Origin of the sequence: Shinella daejeonensis (genome assembly GCF_024281235.1) — a bacterium.
Lineage (GTDB): Bacteria > Pseudomonadota > Alphaproteobacteria > Rhizobiales > Rhizobiaceae > Shinella > Shinella daejeonensis.
The window spans coordinates 310,169-324,899 of record NZ_JAHWXY010000001.1; the positions used below are offsets into that span (position 1 = coordinate 310,169).

The 14,731-nt window shown below is 66.8% G+C and carries 12 protein-coding genes; 6 read left to right on the top strand and 6 right to left on the bottom strand.

The genetic code is table 11. The annotated features are described in order from the left end of the window. Positions 1–11 precede the first annotated feature (11 nt). The 4 genes from KYK29_RS01525 (at position 12) to KYK29_RS01540 (ending at position 3,849) form a co-directional block, all read left to right on the top strand. Positions 12–536: a SixA phosphatase family protein gene (locus KYK29_RS01525; RefSeq protein ID WP_254689084.1), complete on the top strand. Its 525-nt coding sequence runs from the start codon at positions 12–14 to the stop codon at positions 534–536. 81 nt (positions 537–617) lie between these two features. After that, positions 618–2,093, top strand: a complete 1,476-nt coding sequence (locus tag KYK29_RS01530; RefSeq protein ID WP_254689085.1) for a YcjX family GTP-binding protein — start codon at positions 618–620, stop codon at positions 2,091–2,093. Continuing rightward, positions 2,090–3,154, top strand: a complete 1,065-nt coding sequence (locus KYK29_RS01535) for a YcjF family protein (protein ID WP_254689086.1) — start codon at positions 2,090–2,092, stop codon at positions 3,152–3,154. Before KYK29_RS01530 ends, KYK29_RS01535 begins: the two co-directional genes overlap by 4 nt. A 149-nt stretch (positions 3,155–3,303) precedes the next feature. Beyond that, positions 3,304–3,849, top strand: coding sequence for a hypothetical protein (locus tag KYK29_RS01540; protein ID WP_254689087.1), 546 nt, complete (start codon positions 3,304–3,306; stop codon positions 3,847–3,849). A 36-nt stretch (positions 3,850–3,885) separates the two neighbouring features. Here the strand turns inward: KYK29_RS01540 and folK are convergent, their stop codons facing one another. The 3 genes from folK to folP are packed head-to-tail and all read right to left on the bottom strand — an operon-like array spanning position 3,886 to position 5,651. After that, the gene (gene folK / locus KYK29_RS01545) at positions 3,886–4,404 is read right to left on the bottom strand and encodes a 2-amino-4-hydroxy-6-hydroxymethyldihydropteridine diphosphokinase (protein ID WP_437437223.1); all 519 of its coding nucleotides are present in this window, start codon (positions 4,402–4,404) and stop codon (positions 3,886–3,888) included. Continuing rightward, positions 4,391–4,759 (bottom strand): dihydroneopterin aldolase, encoded by a 369-nt coding sequence (gene folB / locus KYK29_RS01550; RefSeq protein ID WP_254689089.1) that lies wholly within the window; start codon positions 4,757–4,759, stop codon positions 4,391–4,393. Before folB ends, folK begins: the two co-directional genes overlap by 14 nt. 19 nt (positions 4,760–4,778) lie before the next feature. Further along, on the bottom strand, positions 4,779–5,651 hold the full coding sequence (gene folP / locus KYK29_RS01555; RefSeq protein ID WP_254689090.1) for a dihydropteroate synthase: 873 nt from the start codon (positions 5,649–5,651) through the stop codon (positions 4,779–4,781). A gap of 128 nt (positions 5,652–5,779) precedes the next feature. On the opposite strand from folP, the gene KYK29_RS01560 reads away from it, so the two are divergent. Further along, complete coding sequence (locus KYK29_RS01560; protein ID WP_254689091.1) at positions 5,780–6,391, top strand: DUF922 domain-containing Zn-dependent protease; 612 nt, start codon at positions 5,780–5,782, stop codon at positions 6,389–6,391. Between the two features lie 372 nt (positions 6,392–6,763). Here the strand turns inward: KYK29_RS01560 and KYK29_RS01565 are convergent, their stop codons facing one another. The 3 genes from KYK29_RS01565 to KYK29_RS01575 all read right to left on the bottom strand — a co-directional run bounded on the left by KYK29_RS01565 (position 6,764) and on the right by KYK29_RS01575 (position 8,362). Next, entirely contained in the window at positions 6,764–7,444 is a 681-nt protein-coding gene (locus KYK29_RS01565; RefSeq protein ID WP_254689092.1) for an NAD(P)/FAD-dependent oxidoreductase, read from the bottom strand. Positions 7,445–7,469: 25 nt separating this feature from the next. Beyond that, positions 7,470–7,790, bottom strand: coding sequence for a 2Fe-2S iron-sulfur cluster-binding protein (locus KYK29_RS01570; RefSeq protein WP_254689093.1), 321 nt, complete (start codon positions 7,788–7,790; stop codon positions 7,470–7,472). A 203-nt stretch (positions 7,791–7,993) separates the two neighbouring features. After that, positions 7,994–8,362: an Hpt domain-containing protein gene (locus KYK29_RS01575; RefSeq protein ID WP_254689094.1), complete on the bottom strand. Its 369-nt coding sequence runs from the start codon at positions 8,360–8,362 to the stop codon at positions 7,994–7,996. Between the two features lie 512 nt (positions 8,363–8,874). On the opposite strand from KYK29_RS01575, the gene KYK29_RS01580 reads away from it, so the two are divergent. Next, on the top strand, positions 8,875–14,622 hold the full coding sequence (locus tag KYK29_RS01580) for an apolipoprotein A-IV repeat region-like domain-containing protein (RefSeq protein ID WP_254689095.1): 5,748 nt from the start codon (positions 8,875–8,877) through the stop codon (positions 14,620–14,622). Positions 14,623–14,731 lie beyond the last annotated feature (109 nt).

Consider the following 14,731-nt stretch of genomic DNA (forward strand, 5'->3'; position numbering starts at 1 on the left):
GGAGAAACGCCTTGGCAACGCTCGGCAGCCCTGCATTCCGCCTCTATCTCCTGCGTCATGCCCGCAGCGCCCCGGGCCGGCCGGGACAGCGGGATTTCGACCGGCCGCTCGATGACGAAGGCTTCGCGGAAGCCGAGGTCATCGCCGAGGAGGCGGCCGATCAGGGCTATCGGCCGGATGTGATCATCTCCTCCACGGCCGTGCGATGCCGCCAGACGGCCGCTCCCTTCCGGCGGACCATGAGCGAAGAACTGCCCGTCGAATATATCGATGCGCTCTATTCCGGCGCGGTCGGCGCCTATGCGGAAATCGCCTTTGCCGGACGGCGGGAAAAATCCGTGATGCTGGTCGGCCACAATCCGATGATCGAGGAATTCTTCCATCGCCTTGCCGGAGATGCCGTCATCGCCGCCGCCATCCCGCTCGGCTATCCGACGGCGGGCCTGGCGATCATCGACTTCGACACACGACCGACCGAGACGGAACACGGCGGCGGACGCTTTTCCGGTTTCGTCACGCCGCACGGCAAGGGTTAACCTCGCAGGAACAGGAGATCGCGCACCCCTTTTCTATTCCCGGCGCGCATCCTATATCGTTTGTGATGCTGGAAAGAGACCTTGCCGCCTAGACTGACCACCCTTACCGACGAGGCCCGCCTGGCGCTCGACACGCTTGCCGGACGTGCGGCCAGCCTCGTCAGCCCTTCCGTCCGCCTCGGTGTGACCGGCCTTTCGCGTGCCGGCAAGACCGTTTTCATTTCCGCCCTTGTCCACAATCTCCTGAACGGAGGCCGCCTGCCGCTCGTCGAGGCGATCCGTTCCGGCCGCGTCTCCCGCGTCCGCCTCGAACCGCAGCCTGACGACGCCGTGCCGCGCTTCCAGTATGAGGATCATATCCACGCGCTGGTCACCGACCGCATCTGGCCGGATTCCACCCGCGCGATCTCGCAGCTTCGCATCACGCTCGATTACGAAAGCGCCAGCGGCTGGGGCCGCCTGCTGTCGCCGGGGCGGCTGTCCATCGACATCGTCGACTATCCGGGTGAATGGCTGCTCGACCTGCCGCTGCTCACACAGGATTATCGCACCTTCAGCAAGAATACGGCCGCGCTTGCCGGCGGCGGCATCCGGGCGGAACTCGCCCGCGACTGGCTCGCCCTTTCCGCAACCGTCGATCCCGAGGCCACGGCCGAGGAAGCCACGGCCCGCAAGCTGGCGGAAGCTTTCACCGGATACCTGAAAGCCTGCAAATCCGACGAGCGCTCGCTTTCCACCCTGCCCCCCGGCCGCTTCCTCATGCCCGGCGACCTGGAGGGCTCGCCCGCCCTCACCTTCGCGCCGCTCCCCGCCCTTGCGGACGGCCGGCCGGGGAAAGATTCGCTGCACGCGATGATGGAACGCCGCTACGAGGCCTATAAGACGCATGTCGTGCGTCCCTTCTTCCGGGAGCATTTCGCCCGGCTCGACCGGCAGATCGTGCTGGTCGACGCGCTTCAGGCGGTCAATCGCGGTGCGGAGGCGGTCCATGATCTGGAGCGGGCGCTCGGCGACGTGCTTGCCTGCTTCCGTCCCGGCGCGAACAGTTTCCTGTCGTCGCTGCTCACAAGGCGCATCGACCGCGTCGTCATCGCCGCCACCAAGGCCGACCACCTGCACCACGAAAGCCACCCCCGGCTGGAGGCGCTGACCCGCCGTCTCGTCGAGCGCGCCATCGACCGCATCGGCATGAGCGGCGCGGGCATCGAGGTCATGGCGCTCGCCGCCGTGCGCGCCACCCGCGAGGCGACCGTCCGGCATGACGGGCAGGACCTGCCGGTGATCGTCGGAACACCGATCGCCGGCGAGACGATCAATGGCGAGACCTTCGACGGCGAAAAGAAAACCGCCATATTTCCCGGGGACTTGCCGGAAAGTCCGGATTCACTTTTTCAGGCGCTTGAATCGATTCCTGAAGGGGATGCTCCCGCATTGTTCAACTTCGTGCGGTTCCGGCCGCCGCCGCTCGAAGAGACGGGCGGCGGACTGAGATTATCCGTGCCGCACATCCGCCTCGACCGGGCACTGCAATATCTGATCGGAGACCGGCTGGCATGAACGATCGTCCCCGCAAGCCCGCCGCCTTCCCGCTGCCGGACGATAGCCCGGCCGAAGCGCCATCGGCCCGCAAGCCGCGCATGCCCGCCACCTTCGACGATGCCGTGACGCTGACGCCCGACGCCGAAGATCCGTTCATCGCCACGACGGCGGACCTGCCTGGACTGACGCCGCCGGTCGCAACGCCGCGCCGGCGACGGCTGACGCTCGGCCGTATCGCCGCCGGCGCCCTCGGCCTGCTGGTCTCGCTAGCGCTCGGTCTGTGGATCGATGCGCTGATCCGCGACCTCTTCAGCCGCAACGACTGGCTCGGCTACCTCGCCGTCGCGGCCGCCGGGACGGCGGCGCTCGCGCTTCTCGCCATCGTGCTGCGCGAACTGTCCGGCCTGCGCCGGCTCGCCGCCGTGCAGGATCTCAAGCAGGCGGTGACGGAGGCCGCGCAGGCCTCCTCTCCGGCCGGCGGCAGGGCCATCGTCGACCGTCTCGTGCATCTTCTCGCCGCCCGTCCGCAGACGGCGCGCGGCCGCGCCCGGCTTGCCGAAACGACGGACGAGATCATCGATTCGGCCCATCTCGTGGATCTTGCCGAACGCGAGCTCATGGCCCCGCTCGACCGCGAGGCGCGCGCCCTCATCCTCGGCGCGGCCAAGCGCGTCTCCATCGTCACGGCCGTCAGCCCGCGCGCGTTGATCGACCTCGGCTACGTCCTTTTCGAATGCAGCCGGCTGGTGCGCGCCATGGCCGAACTCTATGGCGCACGGCCGGGACGCATCGGCATGCTGCGGCTGATGCGCGACGTCGTCGCCCATCTCGCCGTCACGGGATCGATCGCCATGGGCGACGGACTGGTGCAGCAGGTGCTCGGCCACGGCCTTGCCTCGAAGCTTTCCGCCCGCCTCGGCGAGGGCGTGGTGAACGGCCTGATGACCGCGCGCATCGGCATCGCCGCCATGGACCTGTGCCGGCCCATGCCTTTCCGGGCGCTGCGTCGCCCCGGCATCGGCGATTTCGTTTCGGACCTGACGCCACGGGGAAACGCCGAGCTGCGCGACCGGGCGTGACCGGACTGCAACACCCCGCCGATCATCGCCGGAAATCACCGCGCAACCGGGGCCGCGACGGCCATCCGCAAACCGTTCATTAACCATTTTCGCGCAAACCTGCGGCATCCAGAGCAGGCCGCAAGGCCGATGCCCATCAAGGAACGTTCATGTATTCGCGCACCTCTTTGATCGCCGGCCTCTCCGCCACGGCCATGCTTGCAACCGCCTTCGCCGCGCCCGTCTTCGCCGGGTCGCGCGACAAGGCGTTCTTCGAGCAGGTCGCCGGAAGCTGGTCCGGCCGCGGCGAGATCGTCGCCGGCAAGTACAAGGGCACCAAATTCAATTGCGACCTGACCGGTGATTCGAGCCCGGAAAAGACGGTCGGCATCAAGCTGGACGGCTTTTGCCGGGTCGGTGTGTTCAAGCAGCCGATGTCGGCGCTGATCTCGCAGGCGGGCAGCACCTACAAGGGCAAGTTCCTCGACGGCGCGGCCGGCAAGGGCATGGATATCACCTCCGGCCAGGTCAAGGGCAACAAGGTCGTCGTCGGCATCAACCGCCAGAAGCTGAACGGCGCGATGGTCGCCAGCCTCGACGATGCCAACACGATGAACATCACCATCTCGGTGAAGGTCGAGGATCGGATGATCCCCGTCATCGGCATGTCGCTCAACCGCGACCTCGACACGATCGCCGTCGGCTCGATCAAATAGGCGTCGCGTCGGAATGAAGATCAGGGCGGGACCGTTTCAGTCCCGCCACCAGTCCGGCCCGGCGTCTGCCGGTTCGATCCCCGTCACATCCGCCCGCGAAAGCCACTCCCGCACCGTCCTGCCTTCGACGACAAGATCGGGCGCGATATCGCAAAGCGGCATCAGCACGAAGCCGCGCCCGCTCATGCGCGGATGCGGCAGTTCCAGCCGTCCGCCGGTCTGCTCCACGCCCTCGTAGGTCAAGACGTCGATATCGATGGTGCGCGGCCCCCAGCGCTCGGCCCGCACCCGCTTCATGGCCTTCTCGATATCGAGACAGGCGTCGAGAAGGGATTCCGGTCCAAGCGTCGTGTCGACGAGCGCGCAGGCGTTGAAGAACCAGTCCTGATCGGTCTTTCCCCACGGCGGCGTGCGATAGAGGCGCGAGACGGCGAAGACCCGGCAGTCGGCCCGTGCGTCGATGCAACGCAACGCTTCCGCCATCGCCCGCGCCGGATCGCCGATATTGCCGCCGAGACCGAGCGCGGCGCGGCGCCAGCCGTCAGACGACATGATCGACGGTCACCTGCACATAGTCGAGCACGCCCGGCACCGGTGCATTGGGCTTGCGCACGGTGATGCGCGCCCGGCCGATCTGCGGAAACCGCTGGACGAGCACCGTCGCGATCTCCTGCGCCAGCGCCTCGATGAGATAACGGCGGCGGCCGGTGACGATCTTCTCGATTTCCTGGAAGGCGACGCCGTAATCGACGGTGGAATCGATCTCGTCGTCCGACAACGGCTTCAGCGGCCGCACCTCCAGTTCGGCATCCACGAAGAAGCGCTGGCCGAGGAATTCCTCCGCGTCATGCAGCCCGTGCCGCGCGAAGAAGGCGCAATTCTTGAGCAAGATCGTATAGGTGGTGGTCATCGGTTCATCCTGTCTCGCCTCAGCCGCGGCTCTCGCGCGCCTTCACCTTGCGTCCGGCCTCCAGCATAGCATCCGCCATGCGGAGCGCATCCCTGTTGATTGCGACATCATGCACCCGGAAGATCGCCGCGCCGGCCTGACGCAACAGCGCCGTGGCGGCCGCCGTGCCCGCATCCCGCTCCGCCAGGTCGCGGCCGGTCACCGCCCCGATGAAGCGCTTGCGCGAGACGCCGGCGAGCATTGGCAGTTCAAAGCCGAAAAGCTCGCCGAAACGCGCCATCAGTTCCAGATCCTCCGCCGTATCCTTGGCGAAACCGAAGCCGGGATCGAGCACGATCGCCTCCCTGTTCACGCCGGCTTCCCGCGCGATTTCCAGCGAGCCGTTGAGGAAGTAGTAATGATCTTCCACCAGGTCCGGCAATTTTTCACGGTCGCGCCCCGTATGCATGATGCAGAGCCCCGCCCCGGTTTCGGCCGCAACACGGGCGATCTCCGGCTCGCGCTGCAATCCATGCACGTCGTTGACGATATGCGCGCCCGCCGCCACCGCCAGACGGGCGGTCCCGGCGCGATAGGTATCGACGGAAATCAGAGCGTCGGTGGTCTTCGCCAGCGCCTCGATGACCGGCAGGATACGCGCCTGCTCCTCCTCGGCGCTGACAGGCGCGCCCCCCGGTCGCGTCGATTCTCCGCCGATATCGAGGATTTCCGCCCCCTCTTCGACACAGAGGATCGCCCGCGCGACCGCCCTGTCGGCGCTGTCAAAGCGGCCTCCGTCGGAGAAGGAATCCGGCGTAACATTGACGATCGCCATCAACACGCCGCGCGGCCCCAGTTCCAGATCGCGGCCATGGGCCAGCCTCCAGCGGAAAGGGGCGGACGGAGAAAACATGTCGGTATCCTTCGGCGGCCGGCCAGGGGACCGGAAAGGGTGTTGCGCTCGCGGTGGCTATGCCTCAAGCTTAAGCGAAGTTCAACCGGCGACCCAAGCCGCCGGTGACGAAAGGAATACGGACAAGAATGAATTATGTCGCGCGTCTGCTCGTTCTCGCCACCCTCGCCTGTCTCCCCCTCCAGCCAGCCCGCGCAGAAACGGTCATCACCAAAAGCTTTTCCTATTTTCCTGTTGGCGGGAAAACCGCCGCGGAACTCGATGCGGAACTCGCCAGGCGGGGTCCGGTCATGAGGCGGAACGGCGCTCGTCATCCCGGTGCGACACGCATCAAATGGGGCGGCTCGGTCACCTATGTGCGCCGCGGCACCCGTTGCGCAGTTGGCGAGGCGACGGTCACGCTGTCCACGCAGATTATCCTGCCGCGCTGGAAGAACCGGCGGCGGGCCGAGCCCTCGCTGGCGCTCGTCTGGGACACGCTGTCCCGGGATATCAAGCGGCATGAGGAGCGTCATGCGGAAATCGCCCGCAATCATGCCCGGGCGCTGGAACGCACCCTCACCCGGCTGCCCGCACAGGCCGACTGCGCCCGCATGCAGACGCGCGTCGACCGCGCCACGGCGGATGCCGTCGCCGCCCATGACGCCGATCAGGCCCGCTTCGACCGGGTGGAGGCGAAAAACTTCGACGCCCGCATGATGCGGCTCCTGACCTATCGGCTGAAGGGCCAGACGCAGTAAGCGCCGGCTGCATGCAATGCCCGGAGCATCCGGACTTGCCGTAGCGCACGCATTCCGAATCGAATTCCGGCCGCCCTATGTATTGATTAACAAGAGATTAACGAATCTCTCCCATATCGCGGAAAACCGGCCATTTTTCACGGAAAATACTGGTGAATTCTAGCGATAGCAGACATTCGTCAAGCGCTCTATTGTCGATACAACGAGATGCGCGGGAAGGAACTCACGCGATCCCCGCAGTCTCCAGATCGTTTTGATACAGGTTCTCCCGGCGCATCCCCGGTATGCAGCAGGTTTCTCCTCCCTCCCTGTTGCGATGCGCCCTCCTTGCCTCGCTCGCCCTAACCGGTCGGCGAGGCATTTTTTTCGTGGTCATTCCTCACCGGCCGCCGCGCCGCGAAGCTTTTTCGCCACCCGTGTCGAGGTCGTATATTCGAGCGTCGTGCGCCCACCACCGGCAAGGCGTCGCCGCACGGCCTGCGTCATCAGCGCCGCCTCGTGGAAGCCGGACAGGATGAGCCGCAGCTTTCCGGGATAATGGCAGGCGTCCCCGATGGCGAAGACGCCGGCCGTCGTGGTCTCGAAGGTTTCCGCCCCGACCCGGAAGGCATCGCCCGTCCGGGCAAGCGGCCAGTCGCGGGAGGGGCCTGGCCGGAGACACGCCTCGCCGTCCTCCCGATGAAAGGCGCCAAGCCCCGTTGCAAGGACGACGGTCCGCGCCGACAGGCTCTCCGCGCCGTCCAGCAAGACGCGCAAGCGCCCGTCCTCTTCCGCCGCAAACCCGGAGACGGTCCGGCCGAAGGAGAAGGTCGGAGAAAAAGGTGCGATCTGCGTCATCAGCCGCGCCGTCAGTTCCTCGCCGTCGATGGCGGGAAAGCCGGGAACGTCGTGGATCGGCTTGTCGGGATAAAGCGCGATGCACTGGCCGCCCGCCCGGTCGAGACTGTCGACGAGATGGCACGTCAGCCCGTAGAGACCGAGCTGGAATACGGAAAACAGCGCGACGGGACCGGCCCCGATCAGAACCACATCCGCATCGGCAAGCCCGGCCATGAAAACTCCTGTCGGCGCGGTGACGTCAGGCCTGACGCTCGGGAACGTGAACCACGAGCCCGTCCAGCGCATCCGACATCTTGATCTGACAGGAAAGGCGCGAGGTCGGGCGAACCTCATAGGCAAAATCCAGCATGTCTTCTTCCATTGCCGCCGGCGGCCCGACCACCTCGGTCCAGGCATCGTCGACATAGACGTGACAGGTCGCACAGGCGCAGGCGCCGCCGCATTCCGCCTCGATGCCGGGCACGGAATTGCGGACGGCATTCTCCATGACCGTGGTGCCGGGGGCGACATCCAGTTCGTGGCGCGCGCCATCGAAGGCGACAATGATGAGTTTGCTCATGTCTGGTTCCGGATCCTGTGGATGCCCGTGCCGGGCCGTGTGGAGAGAGCCGGCGGCGGCCCCGAAAGGCCGGATCACCGGTATTTCGGGGTTACTTCCACGAAAAACCCGCCGCAGTCAACATGAGGAAGCGCCGGCGCGACGGTCGGTCCGTCCGCGCCTTCCGCCATCTCGCATGCGCCGGTGCTTCGGCGGGACGGCCCTCAGCGGCAGAGCTTGAGAATGAAGTTTTCCGCCTCGATCACCGCGGCGGCGGTCGCCGAAAGCGTGCCGGCATCGTCGGGCTGGTCTTCAAGCGCCTGTGCGGCCTGGCTGACCCGGCCTGCGCCGACCGCCTGCGCGGATCCCTTGAGCCGATGGGCCGCCGCCGCCCGCGCCGCGCCGGAGGATCCGGAAAGTTCCTTCATGCTGGCGCGCGCCTGACGCGCAAAAAGCTGCAACACTTCCAGTTCCAGCGCCTTGTCACCCAGCGTCTGGCGGGCGATATGCTCGAAATCGATCGGCCTTTCGGAAAATTGCCCGCTGCCGCCGCCGTTGTCCGGCGCGTCGAACGCAATACTCAGTGCCGCCATTGCCAGGTCTCCTTGCTGTGCCGTTGTGGCGCATGCCCACTCTGTCCGCCGGCGTTTTCCGGGGCCGGAGCCCGTCCGCACGTAAGACCAGTCTGGCCTGCGCAATGCGGCTATTCCCCTAAAAGACGGCAGTGTGAAGGCGGGAATCGCAAACTATGGTTAACGGCGCCAAAATTGCCGTTTTTGCAGTTAATCCAGAATGATACAGCCGCGCCCGCATTAACCTTCCGTTAAGTTTCGCGGGAAGGGAGATCGCAACGAATTGTGTGATACCGGGGAATGTGTCACTACGATACGGTCGGGAAAGTCCCGGTGGATAAGCCGCTTTCGGAGATACTTCCATCCCCGGTTTCGGTTTATCGAGCAAGTTTGGAATGAAGGGGGACCGGACGCCGTACGACCATGAGGGTTTACGGCAAGACCGGGCCGCCATCCGAACCGGTTCGCACATGCCTGAGCAGCGGCGGGACGTGTGGGAAGCGAATTCGGACATGGTAACGAGGCGTATCCGCATGGCGACGAACAAGTCCACCGAGTCGATCGACGACAAGGCCTTTCAGGCCCTTGAAGAGGCCCTGAGAATCGACTTCGACGATTTTGCGCCAGAGACGCCCGCGAAGAAGGACGCGTCGGAGGCTCGTATGTCTGAACCCGCAAGCCGCAGTCCGAACACGCCGGCGGAAAGCACCGCCGAAGCACCGCCGCGCGGTCCCGATCCGGCTCCCCGCGCCCCGGTTTTCGCGCCGGCCAATGACGGCTCGCGCAAGTCTCCGGCCGCCATCCTCAAGTCGCTGGACGTGCGCTCCGGCCGCGGACCGCTGCGCATGGCGACGCTGGTCTCCACGCTCTGGATCATCGGCGGCCTCGGCGTCGCCAATCTTCTCTACGCACCCCAGATCTGGCAAATCCGCTCCATTGGAGAGATCGTCGCGCTGCCCGGCGTGGTCGGGCTCGCCGTGGCGATCCTCATGCCGGTCCTCCTGTTCTTCGCCTTCGCGACAATGATCTCGCGCGCCCACGAATTGCGCAGCGCCGCACGGTCCATGGCGGAGGTGGCCCTGCGCCTCTCCGAACCGGAAACCGTGGCGACCGACCGCATCATGTCCGTCGGTCAGGCTGTCCGCCGCGAGGTCTCGGCGATGAACGAGGGTATCGAGCGCACGATCGCCCGGGCGACCGAACTCGAAACCCTGGTCCATTCCGAGGTCAACGCCCTCGAACGCAGCTATGCCGACAACGAGATGCGCGTGCGCACGCTGGTGCAGGAGCTTGGCAACGAGCGCGAGGCGATCGTCAGCCACGCGGAACGCATCCGCTCGTCCATTTCCGGCGCGCATGAGCAGTTGAAGGAAGAACTGGCGACCGCCGGCGAAGACATCGCCGGTCGTCTCGCCACCTCCGGCGAGGCCTTCGCCTCGCTCCTCGACACCCGCGCCGCCATGCTGATGGAGAAATCCGACGCCGCGTCGCAATCGATCGGCGACATGCTTTCGGCCCGCACCGACAGCCTGCTGTCCACCCTGAGTTCCTCCGGCCTGGCGCTCGCCAACGAATTCGACAACCGTCTCGAACAGCTCGCCGGCACGCTGGACACCCGGGGCCAGGCTCTGTTGCAGCAATTCGAAACGCGCGCCTCCACGCTCGACGCCAATACGGAAAAGCTCAACGCCGCGCTGAACGAGCGCGCCCGCCAGCTCAACGAGACGCTGATCGCCCGCACCCGCGAGATCAGTGAGAGCCTCTCCGTCGGCCAGCACGCCGTCACCGACGGGCTCGATACCGTCATCCAGTCCATGAACGCCGCTCTCGACGAAAAGGGCGCGCAGTTCCGCCAGAGCCTGAAGAACGCCGCCGACGACACGATCATGGATCTCGATCTGCGCACCGGCTTCTTCGACGAGCGCATGCAGGCGACCGTCGGCCAGATCGCCGGCGCCTTCGACCAGCGGGTCGAGGAATTCACCCAGGCCTTCGACCGCCGTGCCGGCTCTCTCGACTCCAAGCTGATGGAAAGCCTCGCCCGCATCAATGAGACCGTGGCGAGCGGAAGCGAATCCATCGAAGGCATCCTGGCCTCCAGCATCGACCATCTCGGCACGACGCTGACCGACCAGTCGCTCGCGCTGGCCACCACACTCGGCACCAGCCAGGAGGTCTTCGAAAGCTCGGTTTCCGGCCATGCCGAAGCTATCGGCAACGCCGTCTCCGGGGCGCATGCGCGTATCGGTTCGGTGCTTTCGGAAAAATCCACCGCCCTTCTCGGCGGTCTCGCCGAGGTGCAGAACCGCATCGAATCGGGCTTTGCCGCCCGCGCCGACGCGCTGGCCGACATCGTAGCGGGAAGCGAACGCCGCCTGACCGAAACGCTTCAAACACACGGCTCGGCGATAGCCGACAGCATCGCCGCCGGACACGATCGCATCGACGCCGCGCTTGCCGAGCGCAGCGCCGCCCTTTCGGGCATGCTCGACCGCACCGGCGGCCAGCTCGAACAGACCGTCGGCGCCGCCGCCCAACGCATGGAGACAGCCGCCTCCGACGCCGCCCGCCAGATCGACGATCTGGTGACCGCCCGCACCACGACGCTGGCCGGCACGCTCACCGAAAGCACGGGTGCGCTGCACGGCGTCATCAGCGCCGCAGCCGACCGCGTCGAAACGGCCCTAACGGAAGGCAGCCGCGAGCTTGGCGGTGTCCTGCAAGGTCAGGCAACCGAATTCGCCGATGCCTTCTCCGGCCGCGCCGCCGATATCGCCGAAACGCTGTCCGGCCGTGCGGCGGAGCTTGCCGGCTCGCTGGTTTCCACCCACGAGCAGATCCGGACCACGCTCGACGAGCGCATCGACGTCATTCGCACGACGATCGCCACCGGCCGCGAACAGCTCGCCGAAACGCTGAACGATCAGGCCACCAGCATCGGCACGTCGATCGCCACCAGCGCCGGCATGCTGGAACTGTCGCTCGAACAGCACGAGGAAGCCCTTCGCCGCGCCATCGACGGCAGCGCCGCCTCGCTCGACCAGCGCGTCCGCGACAGCGCCGGCGCCGTCGCCGGCCGCCTGGATGAAACCTCGCGGCAGATCGCCGCCGCCGCCGACGCCTTCGGCGAGCGCATGAACCAGACCCTCGACGGCGTCTCCGGCCGCTTCGACAGCGTCGGCGGCCAGCTCGACGAGCACATCGGCAAGCTCGAAGCCCGCGTCGGAAGCAGTGTCGACACCGTGTCCGGCATCGTCGACACCGCTGCCGCACGCATCTCCGATACGCTGGCGGAACGCCTCGCCGATCTCGACCAGGTCGGCAGCGACGTGTCGCTGCGCATTTCCGACGCCATGTCCCGTCCGCTTTCCGAAGTCGACCGTATCGGCGACGAGACGACAGCCCGCATCGCCGCAGCGCTTGCCGGCCGCGTCACGGATATCGAACGCGTCAGCGCGGCCGCTTCCGAACGCATCGAGACATCGCTTTCCAGTCATGCCGAAGCAATCGCACGGGCCGGAAACGATGTCGCCGGCCGCATCGACGACGTCCTCACCGGCCGCGTCGGCGATATCGAACGGGTCACCGACGAAGCGAGCCGGCGGATCGACGGCGCACTAGACGGCCGTGTCGACGCCATCGAGAAGGCGGGCGACGAGATCGCCGGACGGATCGAGAGCACGCTTGCAAACCGGGTCGGCGACATAGAGCGCGTCGCGGCCGAGGCCGGCGACCGGGTCGATAGCGTGCTGACCGGCCGCATCGGCGATCTGGAGCGCGCTACCGGCGACGCCGTCCAGCGCATCGCCACCTCCATGGACGAGCATACCGGCCGCATCGACGAACGCCTCGGCACGATGGATCGCGCCCTGACGATCGGCCTCGAAAACGTCAATGCCACCATCGACGGCAAGGCCGCCGGCCTTGCCCAGACGCTGCGCGTAGCGGTTTCCCAGGCAGCACAGGATCTCGACGCCGAGGCCCTTCGCTCCGCCCAGTCGCTTGCCCGCACCGGCGAGGAATTCACCAATCTCAGCAACTCCCTGCGCGGCGCCGTCTCGCGCGCGGCCCAGGAAATGGGAACGGAAGCCCAGCGTGCGGCCGAGACCATGGCCCGCACCGGCGAGGAATTCGCCGGCAACCTGACGGCGCGCAACGAGGCTTTCGCCCGCACGGTGGACGAAACCACCGCCGCCGCCGTCGCCCGCTTCGCCGAGACGGAAGGCAAGCTGGAAGGCCAGGCGGAGGCGATCCGCACCGGCCTGAGCGACGTCGAGAAAGCGCTGGAGGCGCGCGGCGCGTCCATCCGCACGACGCTCGACGATCGCACCCGCGAACTGAACTCGATGCTGGCCAGCCGCACCGAGGAACTCTCCCGTCTCATCGATGAGGAAGCACGCCCGGTCGTCGAACGCTATGCCGCGACCGGCCGCGAAGCCGCCGACAATCTCGCCAGTGCGGCCCGTGAAGGCGCGGAGCGCCTGCGCAACGAGAATACGGCGCTGATCGAGGCGATCACCGCCCGCACCTCCGATACGCTCGCAGCGATCAGCAGCCGCACCGAGGAGGCCGCCGGCGCGATGCGCGATATCGAGAACGGCTTGCAGGCCAATGTCCTCAGCCTCATCTCCCGCCTCTCCCAGAGCAATGGCGCCATCGCCGGCCTCGTGAGCGAGGCAAGCGAGACGCTGTCGGCCGTCGACCAGACCCTGACCGCCGGTTCCGAACGCTTCTCCGCCTCTGCCGAACGCGCCGCCGACATGGTCTCGACCTCGTCGCGGCTGCTGGAAGGCAAGGTCGACCGTCTCACCGATATCTCCACCGGCACCCTGTCGCAGATCGGCGGCATCGTCGGCCGTTTCGAGGATCACTCCAAGATCCTCTCGCAGGCCTCGGACCTGCTGGCCGCCGCCCAGTCGAACCTGGTCTCCACGCTCGAGGAACGCCAGGACGCCCTGCGGACCCTGTCCGTCGGCCTGGTGCAGCGTTCGGAGGAAATCGAGAACACCATGCGCGGCCTCGAAGGCATGGTGGAAGGCGTCTTTACCCGCGCCGAGGAGCGTTCCGGCCAGATCGCCGGCAACCTGCGCGGCGGCATCCAGAACACCTTCACCCAGGTCGGCCATATTCTCGGCGAGACCGAGAAGCGCGCCGAAGCCGCCGCCAGCACGCTGCGCGAAGCGCTCGTCAAGGCAGGCGAGGAAGCGGGACAGTCCGTCGAGGGCGCTTTCCTGCGCGCCGAGGAGCGCACCAGGGATGTCGCAGACCGCCTGCGCGGCAGCGTCGGCGCCTCGCTCTCCGACGTCAATCGCCTGATCGACGAGTCCGGCAAGAAGTCGGAGGCCGCCACCAGCCAGATGCGCGACGCGATGCGGCTGGCGGTCGAGGAAGCCGTCGGAAAATTCTCCGGCGCGACCGAGGAGATCCGCCGTGCCGCCTCCGATATCCGCCGCGAACTCGACGAGACGCGCGGAGAGCTGAAGCGGGGGGCGTTCGACCTGCCCGAGGAAGCCAAGGAAAACGCCGCCCAGATGCGCCGCGCCGTCAGCGAGCAGATCAAGGCCTTGCAGGACCTGTCCGACATCATCGGGAAATCCTCCTCCGCCCTGGAAGTCTCGCGCCCGATCCCGGCCGCGGCCCCCGCCCCTGCTCCGCAACCGCCGGCCGTCAATCGCGAGCCCGCCCCGGAAGCCCGGCCGCAGCCGCGCCGTGAGGACAGCCCGCCGCTGCGCGGCAGCCTGGGGCTCGAGCGCGCAGCCGCGGCGGTGCCGCAGCAGCGCGTACAGCCCCCGTCCGCAGAGCCGGAAACCCGGCCGTCCGGCGAAGGCGGCTGGATGCGCGACCTGTTGCGCAATGCTTCGCGCGAGGAAGGCCAGTTCGGCCAGCCGCGCACCGAGGCCCAGCCGGCCCGCCCGGCCGACAACCGCAACCCGCGCCATGTGGTGGAATCGCTGAACTCGCTGTCGGTCGACATCGCCCGCGCCATCGATCACGATGCCTCCGTCGATCTCTGGCGACGCTACCAGCGCGGCGAGCGCGACGTCTTCACCCGTCGTCTCTACACGCTGAAGGGCCAGCAGACCTTCGACGAGATCAAGCGCAAATACGAACGCGAGCCGGAATTCCGCACCGCCGTCGACCGCTATATCTCGGACTTCGAGAAGCTGCTCGCCGATGTCGCCCGCAACGATCGCGACAAGACGATGACGCAGACCTATCTCACATCCGATACGGGCAAGGTCTACACGATGCTCGCCCATGCCGCGGGGCGCTTCAATTAAAACAATCCCGGAACGGCTCCCGGGAAGCGCTTGAAAAACGATGATCGACGGCCGCCTCCGGGCGGCCGTTTCCGTTCATGGGGCCGCTCGCTCGCCTCCTGCCCGGCCA

Coding starts and splice junctions, on each gene's coding strand:
- KYK29_RS01580 (WP_254689095.1), top strand. CDS start 8,875: ATGGCGACGAACAAGTCCACCGAGTCGATCGACGACAAGGCCTTTCAG.
- KYK29_RS01565 (WP_254689092.1), bottom strand. CDS start 7,444: ATGGCCGGGCTTGCCGATGCGGATGTGGTTCTGATCGGGGCCGGTCCC.
- folB (WP_254689089.1), bottom strand. CDS start 4,759: ATGACCACCACCTATACGATCTTGCTCAAGAATTGCGCCTTCTTCGCG.
- KYK29_RS01570 (WP_254689093.1), bottom strand. CDS start 7,790: ATGAGCAAACTCATCATTGTCGCCTTCGATGGCGCGCGCCACGAACTG.
- KYK29_RS01540 (WP_254689087.1), top strand. CDS start 3,304: ATGTATTCGCGCACCTCTTTGATCGCCGGCCTCTCCGCCACGGCCATG.
- KYK29_RS01535 (WP_254689086.1), top strand. CDS start 2,090: ATGAACGATCGTCCCCGCAAGCCCGCCGCCTTCCCGCTGCCGGACGAT.
- folP (WP_254689090.1), bottom strand. CDS start 5,651: ATGTTTTCTCCGTCCGCCCCTTTCCGCTGGAGGCTGGCCCATGGCCGC.
- KYK29_RS01560 (WP_254689091.1), top strand. CDS start 5,780: ATGAATTATGTCGCGCGTCTGCTCGTTCTCGCCACCCTCGCCTGTCTC.
- KYK29_RS01575 (WP_254689094.1), bottom strand. CDS start 8,362: ATGGCGGCACTGAGTATTGCGTTCGACGCGCCGGACAACGGCGGCGGC.